Raw genomic sequence first — 12,850 nt, 5'->3', positions numbered from 1 at the left:
CGGTACCCGATTACGTGAAGTCGGAGAGGCCGGCCTGGCCGTCGTCGGAGTCGGCCTCCTCGGCGCGTTCCTCGGTCGACCGATCGTCGGAGTCGTCGTCCGCCGTTCTCTCGCCGCTCTCGCCGCCCGACGCGCCGAAGTCCGAGAGCGTGCCGGCGCCGTCCTCGGAGTCGTCGCCGTCACCCTCTCCATCGGCCGCTTCAGCCTCCACCGCCGCGAACGCGCCCCCCGAGTGGTCGACGGCGGCCTGTTCCCTCCGCTCCTCGGCCTCCTCGACGATGCCTTGGACCTTGTTCGTCGTCTTCCCCGACCCCGTGATGAAGGAGACGTGCTCGGCCTCGAGCTCGTAGCGGGCGACCATCCGGATCGTCAGCTCGCGGTTCCGGCAGTGGTGGGTCATCGCCGCGAGGTAGGGCATGATCTCCCGCCGGGCCGTCGCCGTCGAGACGCCCGCCTTCTCGGCGATCTGCGTGGCGATGTAGTCCCGCGTCGCGTTCCGCGAGGAGCGGTAGGGCGCGCCGCCGTAGCGCGTCCAGCCGCCGCGGTCCCGCTGGCGGACGGCCGCGACGCCAGCGGCGACGTTGTCGGTCGCGTAGCGCCAGTAGCTGTAGTTCTGGGTCGCTCGCACCCGGCCCAGCCAAACGTCGGCGTTCGCGAGGTACTCGTAGGCGTCGGCCAGCTCGTCGCCCTCGTAGACCTTCGGGACTTTGTCCTCGATCCACTGCAGCAGGTCGTCGGGCGTCTCGTCGACGGCGTAGGCGGTCTGCAGCGCCTCCTCGGCTGACTCCTCCTTCAGGACGGCGTCGAGGAACGAGAAGATGCCCTCGGTCTTGTCCCGGGAGCCCTCGCTGCCCTCCGCGCGGATCTCGCCGTCGCGCTCGCGGGACTGCAGGTCCTTGATGGCGCCGCGGAGGTCCCCGCGGTTCTGCTCGGCGATGCGCTGGAGGACGTCCTCGTCGAACTCGACGCCCTCCTGGCGGCAGACGTCCCGCAGGACCGGGACGATGGAGCGCTGCTGGATGTCGTTGAACTCGATGTCCCGGCAGGCGCTCCGCAGTCCGGAGGACATCTCGTAGTAGTCGTTGGCGATGAGGACGATCGGCTGGGTCGCGTTCTCGACGAGCCGCGTCATCGCAGCGGCGCCGCCGCGGTCTTTGTGCTGGTGGAGGTTGTCGGCCTCGTCGAGGATGATGAGCTGGCGGTCGCCGCCGAGCGTCGTGTTCGCGGCCGCCCGGCCGGCGAATCGCTCGATCTCGTCTTTCGTGCGCGCGTCGGAGGCGTTCAGCTCCAGGATCGGCCACCCCATGTCGTTGGCCAGCGCGTGGGCCGCCGACGTCTTCCCGACCCCCGGCGAGCCGTAGACGATGACGGCCTCGCCGTGTTCCTCCCACGTGTCGGCCCACTCCTTCAGGGCGTCGCGGGCCTTGTTGTTCCCGCGGACCTCAGAGAGGGTCGACGGGCGATATTTCTCCGTCCAGTCGGCCATTACCGGGGGAAGGTCCGAGGCGCGTTTAGAGGTTGCGGACGCTCACTCGGCGTCGACATCGCGCAGGTCCAGCCGGGGGGCGAACGATTCGTAGGTCCCGTCGCTCGAGACGATGGTGTCGCCGTCGGACTCGACCAGGTGGAGCGCGTCGAAGGGCGTGAACCCGTGGTCGGCGACGTACGTCGCCGCGGCGACGACCGAGTCCGCGTCACCGCGCACGTCCAGCAGGCTCGCCGCGTTCACGACCATCCGTTCGGCGTCGAGGTCCTCCCGGTATGCGACCATCAGCAGTTCGACGAGCGTGAATCGGGACGTCCAGAGGTCGTCGGCGTGCTCGCGGTAGACCGCCTCGGCGGCGTCACCGAGCCAGTCGTCGTCCTTGACGAGCGCGAGGAGGAAGTCCGTCTCCGCGTACATTCACCGACCCGCCTCGTCGAGCGCGGCCTCGCGTGCGCCATCCCGGAGTTCCTCGGGGGTCTTCTGGACGTCCGCGAACGTCTCCCGGAGGGCCTCCAGCGGGTCCTCGGCCACCGGGACGAGCTTGATCCCGTCGTGCAGCTCGACGATGTGATAGCGGTCGCCGTGCCGTTCCCGGAGCTCCTTCGGCAGGGTGAGACGACCCCGGTCGTCCAGCTTCGCGTCGGTCATGAGCGTTCCTACGGTGGGAATGTAGAAATATTTTCCCCGTATCCGATATCTTTCCCACGCAGAAATCGCCGCCCTATCTCTCGGCCAGCCGCTCGCCGAACCGCCGGAAGTGCGGCGTCAGCGCCGCGTTGAGCGCCCCGACGGCGACCAGCAGGACGCCGAGCATGTAGTAGCTGCCGCCGTCGAGGTGCGGCCAGATCCAGACGCCGAAGGAGCCGGTCAGCAGGCCCAGAGAGAGCCCGCGGGCCCCGCCCTGCGTCGCCTCGAGGACGAGCGCTGCGACGGCGAGCCCGCCGAGGCCCCACACGAGGATACCGTACGGTCGGGTGCTGACGGAAGCGACCAACAGCGTCAGCAGGCCGGAGACAGCGATGCCGTAGCCGACCAGCCGGAGGTGTTTCCGCTGGCGCTCCTCCTCGGTGAGTTCCGCCTCCTCGCTCATGGCCGACGCTCGTCGGCAGGACGGTTAGCCCTTGCGCTCGGCGGGTTCAGGCCTCGCGCAGGTCGTCCACGGCGCCGGCCCGGAGCTTCGCCGCCGCGACCTCGTCGGCCCGGCGGACGATCTCGGCCTCCAGCGTCGCCGGCTCGACGGTCGTCCGCGAGGAGTGAGAGAGGACGACGTGGGCGATCTCGACGGGGAGGTTCGCCCGGGAGACGACGGCGACGCCGTAGTAGGGGTGGCCGAGCAGTTCGCCGACCTCGGTGCGCTCCATGCCGTCGAACTCGTAGAGCTTCGAGACATCGTGGACCAGCGCGCCCGCGATGACGGTGTCGAGGTCGACCTCGAGGTCGTCGTCCCGCGAGAGCAGCGACTCCGCGAGCCCGACCGCACACGAGGCCACGTCGCGGACGTGGTCGACGAGCAGCGCCTCCTCGGCCTCGATGTCGAGTTCGCGCTGGGTCGCCGGCAGCCACGGCACCTCGGGGAGCTCCTCGACCTCCAGGCCGTTGATGCCAGCAGCGGTCGTCCACGCCGTCGAGACGCCGGTCCGCAGCGAGTCGTCCGCGATGGTCTCGATCTCCGGGAAGACCTCCTCGATGTCCATATCCTGGGCCTTGCGGCCGGAGGGCTAAACCCTGTGGAAACGCGACGGGTGCGCGGAATGCTCTGCCCCGTCTCAGTCCCCGAACCGGGGGTCGACCTCGTCGAAGGCCGACAGCGGCGGCAGCGCGTAGCTGATCGGGAGGTAGACCAGGACGGCGACGACGGCGCCCACGAGCAGCGGTCGGAGGAGCTCCGCCTCGACGACGAACCGACCGGTGAGGGCGACGAAGCCCCCGACGGTCAGCGCCATCCCGGCGGCGGCCCTCGGGACGTATCCATCGCCCATCGCCTCGGCCCACGCGTCCCCCTGCTCGACGACCGACCGACGCAGGATGTACGGGAGGTACAGCAGCGTCCCGGACCCGAGGGCGATACCCACGAGGCCACCGAACAGCACGTCATCGAAGAGGGTGTGGCCGAGATACGCGAACGCCGGGACCGTCGTCGCGAACGCGGCCAGCCCGATCCGCTCCGGCGTGACGGCGCTCTCCGCGAATGGGTCCTCCGACATGGTTCGGTCGCGGGGTCGAGCGCAGCCAAGTTAATCGTTCGCTCGATTATCCGGGTCGAAAAACCCGTTCTACGCGGTCCCGGACACGGGCCCCCGACGTTGGGTGCGGCGTCCGGCCGTGCGGATAATACACATACGAGACAGGGGAACACTAAACTTCTCGGTGGCCGAATACTACTCTATGAGCGCCAACCTCGACGAGACGTCGCTGGCCCAGCGCATCGTCCTCTGTTGTCTGGCCGACGCCGAGGAGTCCGGCACCGCCCCGCTGAACACCGCCGAGATCAGGGAGGCGGCCTCGGAGCGCCTCGACCGGGAGGCCGCCGAGGAGATGGGCCACCTCTCTGAGGCCGACGTGATGCGGGCTCTCAACGGCCTCACGGAGACGGAGATCGTCGACGAGAGCCGGCCGGACGACCGCTCGCCCGTCGGCAAGGGCCGACCGGAGTACTCGCTGACGGTCGACGCCGGCGAGGTCAGCGCGCACCTCGAGGGCGACGACCGCGTCGCGCCGCTGCTGGACTGACGGACCCGCGCCGCTCCCCGATTCCCGATCGACCTTTCTACCGACCGCACGGCTCCACGGGGGATCGACCGTCGAAGAAATAGACCGAACGCAGTGCTACCGAGTCGACCCTATTCGCCCCAGTTGCGGCGCTCGGTCGGCCGCTCCGAGAGGGCCATCACGTCGAGGGGCTCGTCCTTCGTCTCGATGGCCTCCAGGGCCGCGCGGGCGCTCGGGACCGTCGAGAAGTAGGTGATGTCCTCCTCGACGGCGACCTCGAGGACGTCGCGGTCGCGCGAGAAGATGACGTCGACCTCGCCGTCGCGGAGCGCCTGGAAGACGTCGTCGAACTCGTCCTTCTCGCGGACGTCGAAGGTGCGCTCGGCGCCCTCGCGGACGTCCGTGATGTCCTCGTTCTTCTGGGACATGCCGCGGAGCGTCTCGAGGTCGACGATGGCGGTGCCGTCGGTCGGGATGGCCTTGCCCGTCGCCGGCTGCGCCTTGAGGTAGGCCTTCCCGAAGGAGCGGGCGGTGCCCATGACCTCACCGGTGGACTTCATCTCCGGCCCCAGGCGAGGGTCCGAACCCGGCAGGCGGTCGAACGGCAGGACGACCTCCTTGACCGAGACGTGCTCGGGGACCTGCTCGTGGGACTGCAGTTCCTCGAGCGACTTGCCGGCCATGACCTTCGCCGCCAGCTTCGCGATGGGGACGCCCGTCGCCTTCGAGACGAACGGGACGGTACGGGACGAGCGCGGGTTGGCCTCCAGGACGTACACCTCGCCGTCGCGGACGGCCAGCTGGACGTTCAGCAGCCCGACGGTGTCGAGCGCGCGGGCGATCTCGAGGGTGACCTCGCGGACGCGCTCCAGGGTCTCCTGGGACAGCGAGCGCGGCGGAATCATGCAGGCGGAGTCGCCGGAGTGGACCCCGGCGGCCTCGACGTGCTCCATGATGCCGCCGATGAGGACGTCGTCGCCGTCGGCCACGGCGTCGACGTCGAGCTCCACCGCGTCGGCGAGGAACTCGTCGACGAGGATGGGCTTGTCGGGGGCGACGCGGACGGCCTCCTCGATGTACTCCTGCAGTTCCTCGTCGGAGTAGACGACGTCCATCGCGCGGCCGCCGAGGACGTAGGAGGGGCGCACGAGCACCGGGTAGCCGATGTCGTGGGCCAACTCGAGGGCCTCCGCCTCACTGGTCGCGGTGCCGCCCTCGGGCTGGCTGATGCCCAGCTCGTCCATCAGGGCGTTGAACCGGTCGCGGTCCTCCGCGAGGTCCATCGCCTCGACGGAGGTGCCCATGATCTCGCAGTCGAGGTCGCGGCGGGCCAGCTCCTTCTCGAGGGGCTCGCCGACGTTGACGGAGGTCTGGCCGCCGAACTGGACCATCACGCCGTCGGCGTTGGTCTCCTCGACGATGTCGGCGACCTCCTCGGCGGTGATGGGCTCGAAGAACAGCCCGTCGGAGGTGTCGTAGTCCGTCGAGACCGTCTCGGGGTTGTTGTTGACCACGTGGGCGTCGATACCCTGCTCGCGGAGCGCGCGGACGGCGTGGACCGCACAGTAGTCGAACTCGACGCCCTGGCCGATGCGGATGGGGCCGCCGCCGACCACCACGACGCTCTCGACGTCGCGGTCGACCTGCACCTCGCTGGCACCCTGGCCCGTCGGCGGCTCGCGGGCGGAGTAGTAGTACGGCGTGGAGGCGCGGAACTCGCCGGCGCAGGTGTCGACCTGCTTGTAGGTGCGGCGGGAGGTCTCTCCCTCGACGTCGTCGATGGTGACGCCCGCGCCGTCGGTCTCGACGGGGCGACCCTCGTCGTCGACCTCTTCTGCGTCCTGGACGTCGGAGGGGATCCAGGAGGCGTGGGTGTCCCCGAACTCGCCGCCGGCGATGGCGGTGACCTCCTGGTTCGTGAACCCGGCGTCGGCGGCTGTCTGGAAGTCGCCGTCCTGGGCGGCGTCGGCGGCGTCGGCGACGCGCTTGAACCGCTCGACGTACCACTCGTAGATGCCCGTCAGGTCGACGATCTCGTCGACGGTGTAGCCGCGCTCGAAGGCCTCGAACATCGCGTACGGGCGGTCCGGCGTCGGGGTCTCGAGGTAGTCGGCCTCGAGTTCGTCGTCGTCGACCTCGGACCAGTCGACGGCCGGGTCGTACTCGGAGGACCGCAGGGCCTTCAGCAGCGACTCCTCGAAGGTCCGGCCGATGGACATCGCCTCCCCGGTGGACTTCATCGCGGGGCCGAGTTCGAAGTCGACGTCGGAGAACTTGTCCTTGGGCCACCGCGGGACCTTGGTGACGACGTAGTCGATGGCGGGCTCGAAGGCGGCGGTCGTCTCGCCGGTGATCTCGTTGTCGATCTCGTGGAGGCGCTTGCCCATCGCGACCTTCGCGGTGACGCGGGCGATGGGGTAGCCGGTCGCCTTCGAGGCCAGCGCGGACGAACGGGAGACGCGCGGGTTCACCTCGACGACGCGGTACTCGCCCGACGGCGTGCCGTCGTCCCGCCAGGCGTGCTGGATGTTACAGCCGCCCTGGATGCCCAGTTCGCGGATGACCTTCAGCGCGGAGTCCCGCATCTCCTGGTGGGCCTCGTCGGGGATGACCTGCGAGGGCGTCACGACGGTGGACTCGCCGGTGTGGATGCCCATCGGGTCGATGTTCTCCATGTTGCAGATGATGATACAGGAGTCGTCGGCGTCCCGCATCACCTCGTACTCGAGTTCGACCCAGCCGGCGATGGACTCGGTGATCTGGACCTCGTGGTTCCGGGAGAGCTGGAAGCCCTTGCGGACGATCTCGCGGAGCTCGTCCATGTCGTCGACGACGCCGGAGCCGGAACCACCGAGCGTGTAGGCGGTGCGGGCGATGACCGGCAGCCCGCCGACGGATTCGACGGCGTCCTCGAGTTCGTCCATCGACTCGATGGTCTCGGAGCGGCAGACCGGTTCGCCGATGTCGCGCATCCGCTCGCGGAACAGTTCGCGGTCCTCGGTCGCGTAGATGGTGTCGAGCGGCGTCCCCATGATCTCGACGTCGTATTCGTCGAGGACGCCCTCCTCGGCGAGTTCGGCGGTGACGTTCAGCCCCGTCTGGCCGCCGAGGCCGGCGATGACGCCGTCGGGCTGTTCCTCCCGGATGACCTCGGCGATGGCCTCGGTCGTGATGGGCTCGACGTAGACCTTGTCGGCCATCTCGTGGTCGGTCATGATGGTCGCCGGGTTGGAGTTGACGAGGACGACTCGTGCTCCCTCCTCCTGTAACGCCCGACACGCCTGAGCGCCGGAGTAGTCGAACTCGGCGGCCTGTCCGATCTGGATCGGCCCGCTCCCGATGAGCAGGATCGTACGGTCCTCGTCGTCTGGCATTACTCGACCGAAGTTCGTACATCGTAATAAGCCCGGCGATAGAGTACGGATTTCGTAGCGACAGTTCGAAATTCGTACCGGCGCTCGATCGCCGTCAGGGTCGGCGAGCGGCCGGATCTCCGGAGAGAAGCCGTTCGGACACCCGTGAGAACCGCACTACGGCTACGTTGTTCGTAGCGAGGCGACGGGGGAACCTGAATCCGTCGACATCGAGCGCGCCCGGGGCTCCGGGCTCTCGATACGGTAGTGGCTGCAGAACGAAGACCGCCTCTGGGACGACTCCAGGTCAGCGCTCGCCGCCGACGCGGTAGCGGTAGGGCTGGTCCTCGATGACCTCGATCTCCCCCGACCGCGCGCGCCGTCCCAGGACGGTCGCGACCTGGTGGGCGCTCTCGAACTCCTCGCCATGCTCCTCCAGCAGGTCGAGGATCTCGCGGGCCGTCAGCGGTTCCTCCGGGTCGGCCTCGGAGAGCACCGACCGGATTCGTTCGAACTCGCCCCCGCGAATCGCCATGTCACACGGTATGTGTTCCGTTCCCATAACACCCCGTCAGACGGCTGTCCGACGGGCTCTCTCGAGAATCGCCCGACTGCGTGCGGTTCTTACCAAATACAAGTGTCCGACAACAAGCGCCGAGTCGTGTGACGGCGTCTCACACCGGCGTGTCGATCTCGGAGTCGAAGTCCCCCTGGTCGCGGTACTCGTCGACGAACGCCTCGACGTCGAAATCCAGCATCTGGGTCTCGAACTCCGAGGCCGTCTCCTCGTCGGCGTGGCTGACCGCGTGCTCCATCAGCTCGACGAGCAGCTCGACGACGATCTCGTGGAGCCGCCGGGAGTCGAAGTCCGTCACCCACACGAGCGCGTAGCCGACCGAGCCGTCCTCGGAGACGTCGGCGACGGCGACCTCGTCGGGGAACTCCTCCATGACGACGCCCATGACGTGGGCGATGCCGAACTCGGGGAACTCGTCGTCGGTCTCGATGGTCTCCCGGAGCACGTCGCCGATCGACTCGGGGACGAACCGCGAGACCGGGTGGACGTCGACGACGACCGCGTGGACGTCCCCGCAGTCGCAGCCGAACTCGCGCATCCCCATGTCCAGCTGGTGGGCGTGGACCGTCTCGCCGCAGGGGAGTTCGAGCTGCCCGCGGTCGCCGCCGGGGACGCGAGGGTCTGCCATCACCACCTCTCGGCGACGCGACGGGTTAAAAACAGCGTTCCGCGACGACGGGGCGGGGAGCCGCCCCCCGACGCCACTTCGCTACTCCGGCAGGGACTCACCCTCGTCGGGCGTGTCGAACGGGTCCTCATCGTCGTCGGCGCTCTCGGCGGTGTCGTCCTCGGGTTCGTCGGACCCCTCGTCGCCCTCGGCTTCGTCATTACCGCTCTCGTGCTCGTCCTCCTCCTCGTCCTCGCCCTCTCGTTCGATCTCGACCTCCACCTCGATCTCGAGGCCGTCGGTCTCGAGTTCCGCCTCGGCCTCCTCGGTCTCGCCGACCTCGATCTCGAGTTCGTTCTCGTCGACCTCGACCTCTACTTCGACCTCGACGTCGATCTCGGTGTCGGACATCACGTCGAGGATAGGGACTCCAGCGGGAAAACGCTATGCCGCGGCCGGCTACTCGGGGATGTCGTCGGGGCCGAGCGCGGCGTTGTAGGGGTCGTCCGCGCCGCCTTCGTCGACCGGGTCGGGGTCCCGGTCGAGTTGGACGTACGCGCGCGTGGCGACGGCGGCGCCGAAGGCCGCGAGCAGTCCCCCGAGGAGCGCGGTCACGATCTCACCGCCCGCCGTCGAGAGGAAGCCGACGGCGCTCCCGGCCGCGAGGTTAATCTGGGAGACGATGACGACGACGGCGCCGAGGGCGAACACCTCGATGCGGTGGCCCTTGGTGAACCGCCAGGAGTCGGCCATCGCCTGCACGAAGTTCTTGTCCTTCAGCGCGACCTCCTGCCGGAAGAAGAAGAGGACGATCGCAGCGAAGAGACCTGGGAGTATGAGCAGCACCAGGCCGACGAAGATGAGTCCCCAGACGACGATGCCGCCGACGAAGCCGTTCAGCGTCGCCAGCACCAGGTTGTTCGTGACGTCGCCGCGGGAGACGGCGTCGGCGTCGGCGGCCGCGAACACGCGGACCGCGACGATGGAGACCGCCTCGGCGATCAACGCGGTGGCCAGCAACCCGGCGGCGGCGACGCCCGGGGGCAGCCCCAGCGCGAACGGTGTGGTGTCGCGGATCGTCTCCAGTTGGGTCTCGAGGTCAGCGATCATCTGTTCGTACTCCGCCTGGCTCGTGCCGAGTTCCTCCGGGGAGAACCCCTGGAACGTCTCGAGCATCGCCTCCAGGAACCCCACCATCATCGTCTGCGTGAGGACCGCTGTCACCAGGGCGACGGCCGCGAACGCGGCGGCGAGCAACAGTCCGTTCCTGGCGAACGTCCGGGAGATACCCTCCTGGAACGCCTCGCCGATGTCCAGACTCATACCGGGAGGCCGACCGCCGGCCCCTTAAGCGTGGCCGGTCCGTCCGTCGCCGAGCCGCCCGCGAACGTACTCCACGACGGCGTACCCGACGCCGAGTATCAGCCCGACCGCGAGCGCGTAGGCGAGCGACCTGTCGAAGAACCCGACCGCGACGACGAGAGCAGCGAAGACGACTGCGAGGACGCGGATCGCCGCGAGAACCAGCGGGTGGGTCGCCGCGTCGGACATCCGGCTACGGCCAGTCGTCGCGCTCCTCTTCGGTGTCGGCGGCGCGGCCCTCCTCGGGGTCGCCGAGCTTCCAGTCAGCGGCCTCGGCGGCCTGCTCGACGGGGAGGTACTCCCAGTCGACCGACTCGGCGAGGGCGGCGTCCTCGTCGTCGACGCCGACGAAGACGTGCCGCTCGGTGTCGAACTGCTTCTTGACGTTCTCGAGGCTCTCCTCGCGGCCGCGCGGGCCGGAGAAGAAGTCCTGTCTGATGCGGTTCTTCCGGGTGAGGTTCGTCACGACGTAGGTCGGCTTGTCGGAGACCACCCCGACGTACTCGCTCCAGGTGCGGGCGTCGGAGAACACCTCCTCCGGCCTGGCCAGTCGCTTCAGCGCCTCCAGCTCGAACGCGAGGGTCATGTCCGTAGAGCCGCCGCCATCCATACGAGAGTGGCCGTTCCGCCGCGAGAAAACCCTTTGGAAACGGGGCGAAACGAGCATCCGAGCGAGCGGAGCGAGCGAGGTTCGCCGGCGGCGACCGTAGGGAGCCGCCGGTAGCGCGCGCGAACCGGAGCGAAGCGGAGGGAGCACGCGCTATTTTTCATCGACGTTTTTGCCGCGAACCGGTGTCGCGCCGGAGGCGCGACCCTCGTTCGCGTGCAAAAAGGTCGTTCGTAAGCTTTAGGCGACGAATGGGAGTACGACGGGTGTGCTCGCGCAGCTGGCCGGGACGGGGGTGTCGGCGGACATGCTCGTCGTCTTCGCCATCATCCTCGTGGCCCTGCTGTTCTTCGTGACGGAGCCGGTGCCGATCGACATCACGGCCATCGGCGTGATGGTCGCGCTCATCGTCCTCGAACCGATGACGGGCGTCTCGCCCGAGGCCGGGGTCTCCGGGTTCGCGAACCCGGCCACCATCACCGTCCTCGCGATGTTCGTCCTCTCGGAGGGAATCCGCCGGACGGGCGTGGTCAACATCATCGGCAGGCGGATCGCCGACCGGTTCGGCGACAGCCCGACCGGACAGCTGGTCGCCGTGCTCGGGCTCTCCGGCGGGACGGCCGGCTTCATCAACAACACGCCGGTCGTGGCGGTGATGATTCCGATGGTGACGGAGCTCTCCAAGCGGACCGGCATCTCGCCGTCGCGGCTGCTCATCCCGGTGTCGTACGTCTCGATGCTGGGCGGGATGCTGACGCTCATCGGCACCTCCTCGAACATCCTCGCCTCCGACGTCTACGACCGGGTCGGCGGCGAGGCCACGGAGCCGTTCGCGATGTTCGAGTTCACGGCCCTCGGCGCGCTCCTGCTCGTCGTCGGGACGGCGTACCTGCTCGTCGCGGCGCCGCGGCTGCTCCCCGAGCGCGTGAAGGCGCGGATGGAGCTCACCGACGAGTTCGAGATGACGCAGTACCTGACCGAGGTCGTCGTCTCGGCGGACTCGCCGATGATCGGCCGCTCCGTCGAGGGCGCCCTCTCGGACATCGACGTCGACGCGGACATCGTCCAGCTCATCCGGAACGGGCAGGCGTTCAACGAGCCGCTGGCGCGCAAGGAGGTCCGCGCCGACGACATCCTCGTCCTCCGGGTCGACCGCGAGAGCCTCGTCGGGCTGATGGACGCGGAGGGGCTGACGTTCGCCCCCGACGCCGAGGTGACCGACGAACTGCTGGAGGCCGACGAGGAGGCCGTCGAGGAGCTGGAGGAGACCGACGACGACCAGCGGCTCGTCGAGATCGTCCTCACCCCCGATACGAACCTGCTGGGGGAGACCCTGGAGACGCTGAACTTCCGGCAGCGCTACGACGCCTCCGTCCTGGCGATCCGCCGCGGCGGCGACATCATCCACCAGCGGATGGACGAGCGCCGCCTCCGGGCCGGCGACACGCTGCTCATCCAGGCCAACGAGGAGACCGTCCGGCGGTTCCAGACGAACCGGAACTTCGTCGTCGCCCAGGAGCTGACCCGCCCGGACTTCCGCTCGGAACGCATCCCCGTCGCCGTCGGCATCGTCGCGGCCGTCGTCGCCGTCGCCGCGCTCGGCGTCCTCCCCATCATGGTCTCGGCGCTGGCGGGCATCATCGCGATGGTCGCGACCGGCTGCGTCCGCCCGAACGAGGTCTACGACGCCATCGACTGGAACGTCATCTTCCTGCTGGCGGGGCTCATCCCGCTCGGCGTCGCGATGGAGAACACCGGCGCGGCCGCCTGGCTGGCCGACGTCGTCGTCGCGAACAGCGCCGGCGTCGGCGTCGTCGCGATGGTCGGCATCTTCTACCTGTTCACGTCGCTGATCACGAACGTCGTCAGCAACAACGCCAGCGTCGTGCTGATGATCCCGGTCGCCTACGACGCCGGCCAGCAGCTCGGCGCCGACCCGTTCGCCTTCGTCCTCGCGGTGACGTTCGCCGCCTCGACGGCCATGCTCACCCCTATCGGCTACCAGACGAACCTCATGGTGTACGGCCCCGGCGGCTACAGGTTCACCGACTTCACCCGCATCGGCGCGCCGCTGCAGCTCATCCTCACCGTGGTGACGACGCTCGGCATCGTCTGGCTCTACGGCGTCTGAGAGACGAGTGCGGCAGAA

General features: G+C 68.8%; 15 protein-coding genes. 2 read left to right on the top strand and 13 right to left on the bottom strand.

Annotated elements, in window-relative coordinates:
• Positions 1-10: 10 nt before the first annotated feature.
• The 6 genes from HWV07_RS17465 to HWV07_RS17440 form a co-directional block, all read right to left on the bottom strand.
• Complete coding sequence (locus HWV07_RS17465; protein WP_178335551.1) at positions 11-1,486, bottom strand: replication factor C large subunit; 1,476 nt, start codon at positions 1,484-1,486, stop codon at positions 11-13.
• A gap of 42 nt (positions 1,487-1,528) precedes the next feature.
• On the bottom strand, positions 1,529-1,903 hold the full coding sequence (locus HWV07_RS17460) for a PIN domain-containing protein (protein ID WP_178335550.1): 375 nt from the start codon (positions 1,901-1,903) through the stop codon (positions 1,529-1,531).
• Positions 1,904-2,134, bottom strand: a complete 231-nt coding sequence (locus tag HWV07_RS17455) for an AbrB/MazE/SpoVT family DNA-binding domain-containing protein (protein ID WP_178335549.1) — start codon at positions 2,132-2,134, stop codon at positions 1,904-1,906.
• 73 nt (positions 2,135-2,207) lie between these two features.
• Complete coding sequence (locus HWV07_RS17450) at positions 2,208-2,576, bottom strand: hypothetical protein (protein WP_178335548.1); 369 nt, start codon at positions 2,574-2,576, stop codon at positions 2,208-2,210.
• 46 nt (positions 2,577-2,622) lie between these two features.
• Complete coding sequence (locus HWV07_RS17445) at positions 2,623-3,180, bottom strand: HD domain-containing protein (protein WP_178335547.1); 558 nt, start codon at positions 3,178-3,180, stop codon at positions 2,623-2,625.
• 72 nt (positions 3,181-3,252) lie between these two features.
• Positions 3,253-3,690, bottom strand: coding sequence for a hypothetical protein (locus tag HWV07_RS17440; protein ID WP_178335546.1), 438 nt, complete (start codon positions 3,688-3,690; stop codon positions 3,253-3,255).
• A 181-nt stretch (positions 3,691-3,871) separates the two neighbouring features.
• Here HWV07_RS17440 and HWV07_RS17435 point away from each other — a divergent pair, with 181 nt between their 5' ends.
• Positions 3,872-4,216 carry a hypothetical protein gene (locus tag HWV07_RS17435; RefSeq protein WP_178335545.1) on the top strand — a complete coding sequence of 115 codons (345 nt, stop codon included), beginning with the start codon at positions 3,872-3,874 and terminating at the stop codon, positions 4,214-4,216.
• 110 nt (positions 4,217-4,326) lie between these two features.
• On the opposite strand, the gene carB is transcribed toward HWV07_RS17435, so the two are convergent.
• The 7 genes from carB to HWV07_RS17400 all read right to left on the bottom strand — a co-directional run bounded on the left by carB (position 4,327) and on the right by HWV07_RS17400 (position 10,704).
• Positions 4,327-7,569: a carbamoyl-phosphate synthase large subunit gene (carB, locus tag HWV07_RS17430; protein ID WP_178335544.1), complete on the bottom strand. Its 3,243-nt coding sequence runs from the start codon at positions 7,567-7,569 to the stop codon at positions 4,327-4,329.
• A gap of 286 nt (positions 7,570-7,855) precedes the next feature.
• On the bottom strand, positions 7,856-8,083 hold the full coding sequence (locus HWV07_RS17425; protein ID WP_178335543.1) for a hypothetical protein: 228 nt from the start codon (positions 8,081-8,083) through the stop codon (positions 7,856-7,858).
• 139 nt (positions 8,084-8,222) lie between these two features.
• Entirely contained in the window at positions 8,223-8,753 is a 531-nt protein-coding gene (locus tag HWV07_RS17420; RefSeq protein ID WP_178335542.1) for a DUF5815 family protein, read from the bottom strand.
• An 81-nt stretch (positions 8,754-8,834) separates the two neighbouring features.
• On the bottom strand, positions 8,835-9,143 hold the full coding sequence (locus HWV07_RS17415) for a hypothetical protein (RefSeq protein WP_211694167.1): 309 nt from the start codon (positions 9,141-9,143) through the stop codon (positions 8,835-8,837).
• A gap of 48 nt (positions 9,144-9,191) precedes the next feature.
• Positions 9,192-10,055, bottom strand: coding sequence for a DUF7847 domain-containing protein (locus tag HWV07_RS17410; protein WP_178335541.1), 864 nt, complete (start codon positions 10,053-10,055; stop codon positions 9,192-9,194).
• Between the two features lie 24 nt (positions 10,056-10,079).
• Positions 10,080-10,283: a hypothetical protein gene (locus HWV07_RS17405; protein ID WP_178335540.1), complete on the bottom strand. Its 204-nt coding sequence runs from the start codon at positions 10,281-10,283 to the stop codon at positions 10,080-10,082.
• A gap of 4 nt (positions 10,284-10,287) precedes the next feature.
• Complete coding sequence (locus tag HWV07_RS17400; RefSeq protein ID WP_178335539.1) at positions 10,288-10,704, bottom strand: DUF7124 domain-containing protein; 417 nt, start codon at positions 10,702-10,704, stop codon at positions 10,288-10,290.
• Positions 10,705-11,008: 304 nt separating this feature from the next.
• Between HWV07_RS17400 and HWV07_RS17395 the strand changes: the two genes are divergently transcribed.
• Positions 11,009-12,832 carry an SLC13 family permease gene (locus HWV07_RS17395; protein ID WP_178336092.1) on the top strand — a complete coding sequence of 608 codons (1,824 nt, stop codon included), beginning with the start codon at positions 11,009-11,011 and terminating at the stop codon, positions 12,830-12,832.
• The last annotated feature ends 18 nt before the right edge of the window (positions 12,833-12,850 follow it).

This window comes from Natronomonas salina (genome assembly GCF_013391105.1).
Taxonomy (GTDB): domain Archaea; phylum Halobacteriota; class Halobacteria; order Halobacteriales; family Haloarculaceae; genus Natronomonas; species Natronomonas salina.
This window is presented reverse-complemented; position numbering and strand designations above follow the sequence as displayed.

Coding starts and splice junctions, on each gene's coding strand:
- HWV07_RS17465 (WP_178335551.1), bottom strand. CDS start 1,486: ATGGCCGACTGGACGGAGAAATATCGCCCGTCGACCCTCTCTGAGGTC.
- HWV07_RS17460 (WP_178335550.1), bottom strand. CDS start 1,903: ATGTACGCGGAGACGGACTTCCTCCTCGCGCTCGTCAAGGACGACGAC.
- HWV07_RS17455 (WP_178335549.1), bottom strand. CDS start 2,134: ATGACCGACGCGAAGCTGGACGACCGGGGTCGTCTCACCCTGCCGAAG.
- HWV07_RS17450 (WP_178335548.1), bottom strand. CDS start 2,576: ATGAGCGAGGAGGCGGAACTCACCGAGGAGGAGCGCCAGCGGAAACAC.
- HWV07_RS17445 (WP_178335547.1), bottom strand. CDS start 3,180: ATGGACATCGAGGAGGTCTTCCCGGAGATCGAGACCATCGCGGACGAC.
- HWV07_RS17440 (WP_178335546.1), bottom strand. CDS start 3,690: ATGTCGGAGGACCCATTCGCGGAGAGCGCCGTCACGCCGGAGCGGATC.
- HWV07_RS17435 (WP_178335545.1), top strand. CDS start 3,872: ATGAGCGCCAACCTCGACGAGACGTCGCTGGCCCAGCGCATCGTCCTC.
- carB (WP_178335544.1), bottom strand. CDS start 7,569: ATGCCAGACGACGAGGACCGTACGATCCTGCTCATCGGGAGCGGGCCG.
- HWV07_RS17425 (WP_178335543.1), bottom strand. CDS start 8,083: ATGGCGATTCGCGGGGGCGAGTTCGAACGAATCCGGTCGGTGCTCTCC.
- HWV07_RS17420 (WP_178335542.1), bottom strand. CDS start 8,753: ATGGCAGACCCTCGCGTCCCCGGCGGCGACCGCGGGCAGCTCGAACTC.
- HWV07_RS17415 (WP_211694167.1), bottom strand. CDS start 9,143: ATGTCCGACACCGAGATCGACGTCGAGGTCGAAGTAGAGGTCGAGGTC.
- HWV07_RS17410 (WP_178335541.1), bottom strand. CDS start 10,055: ATGAGTCTGGACATCGGCGAGGCGTTCCAGGAGGGTATCTCCCGGACG.
- HWV07_RS17405 (WP_178335540.1), bottom strand. CDS start 10,283: ATGTCCGACGCGGCGACCCACCCGCTGGTTCTCGCGGCGATCCGCGTC.
- HWV07_RS17400 (WP_178335539.1), bottom strand. CDS start 10,704: ATGGATGGCGGCGGCTCTACGGACATGACCCTCGCGTTCGAGCTGGAG.
- HWV07_RS17395 (WP_178336092.1), top strand. CDS start 11,009: ATGCTCGTCGTCTTCGCCATCATCCTCGTGGCCCTGCTGTTCTTCGTG.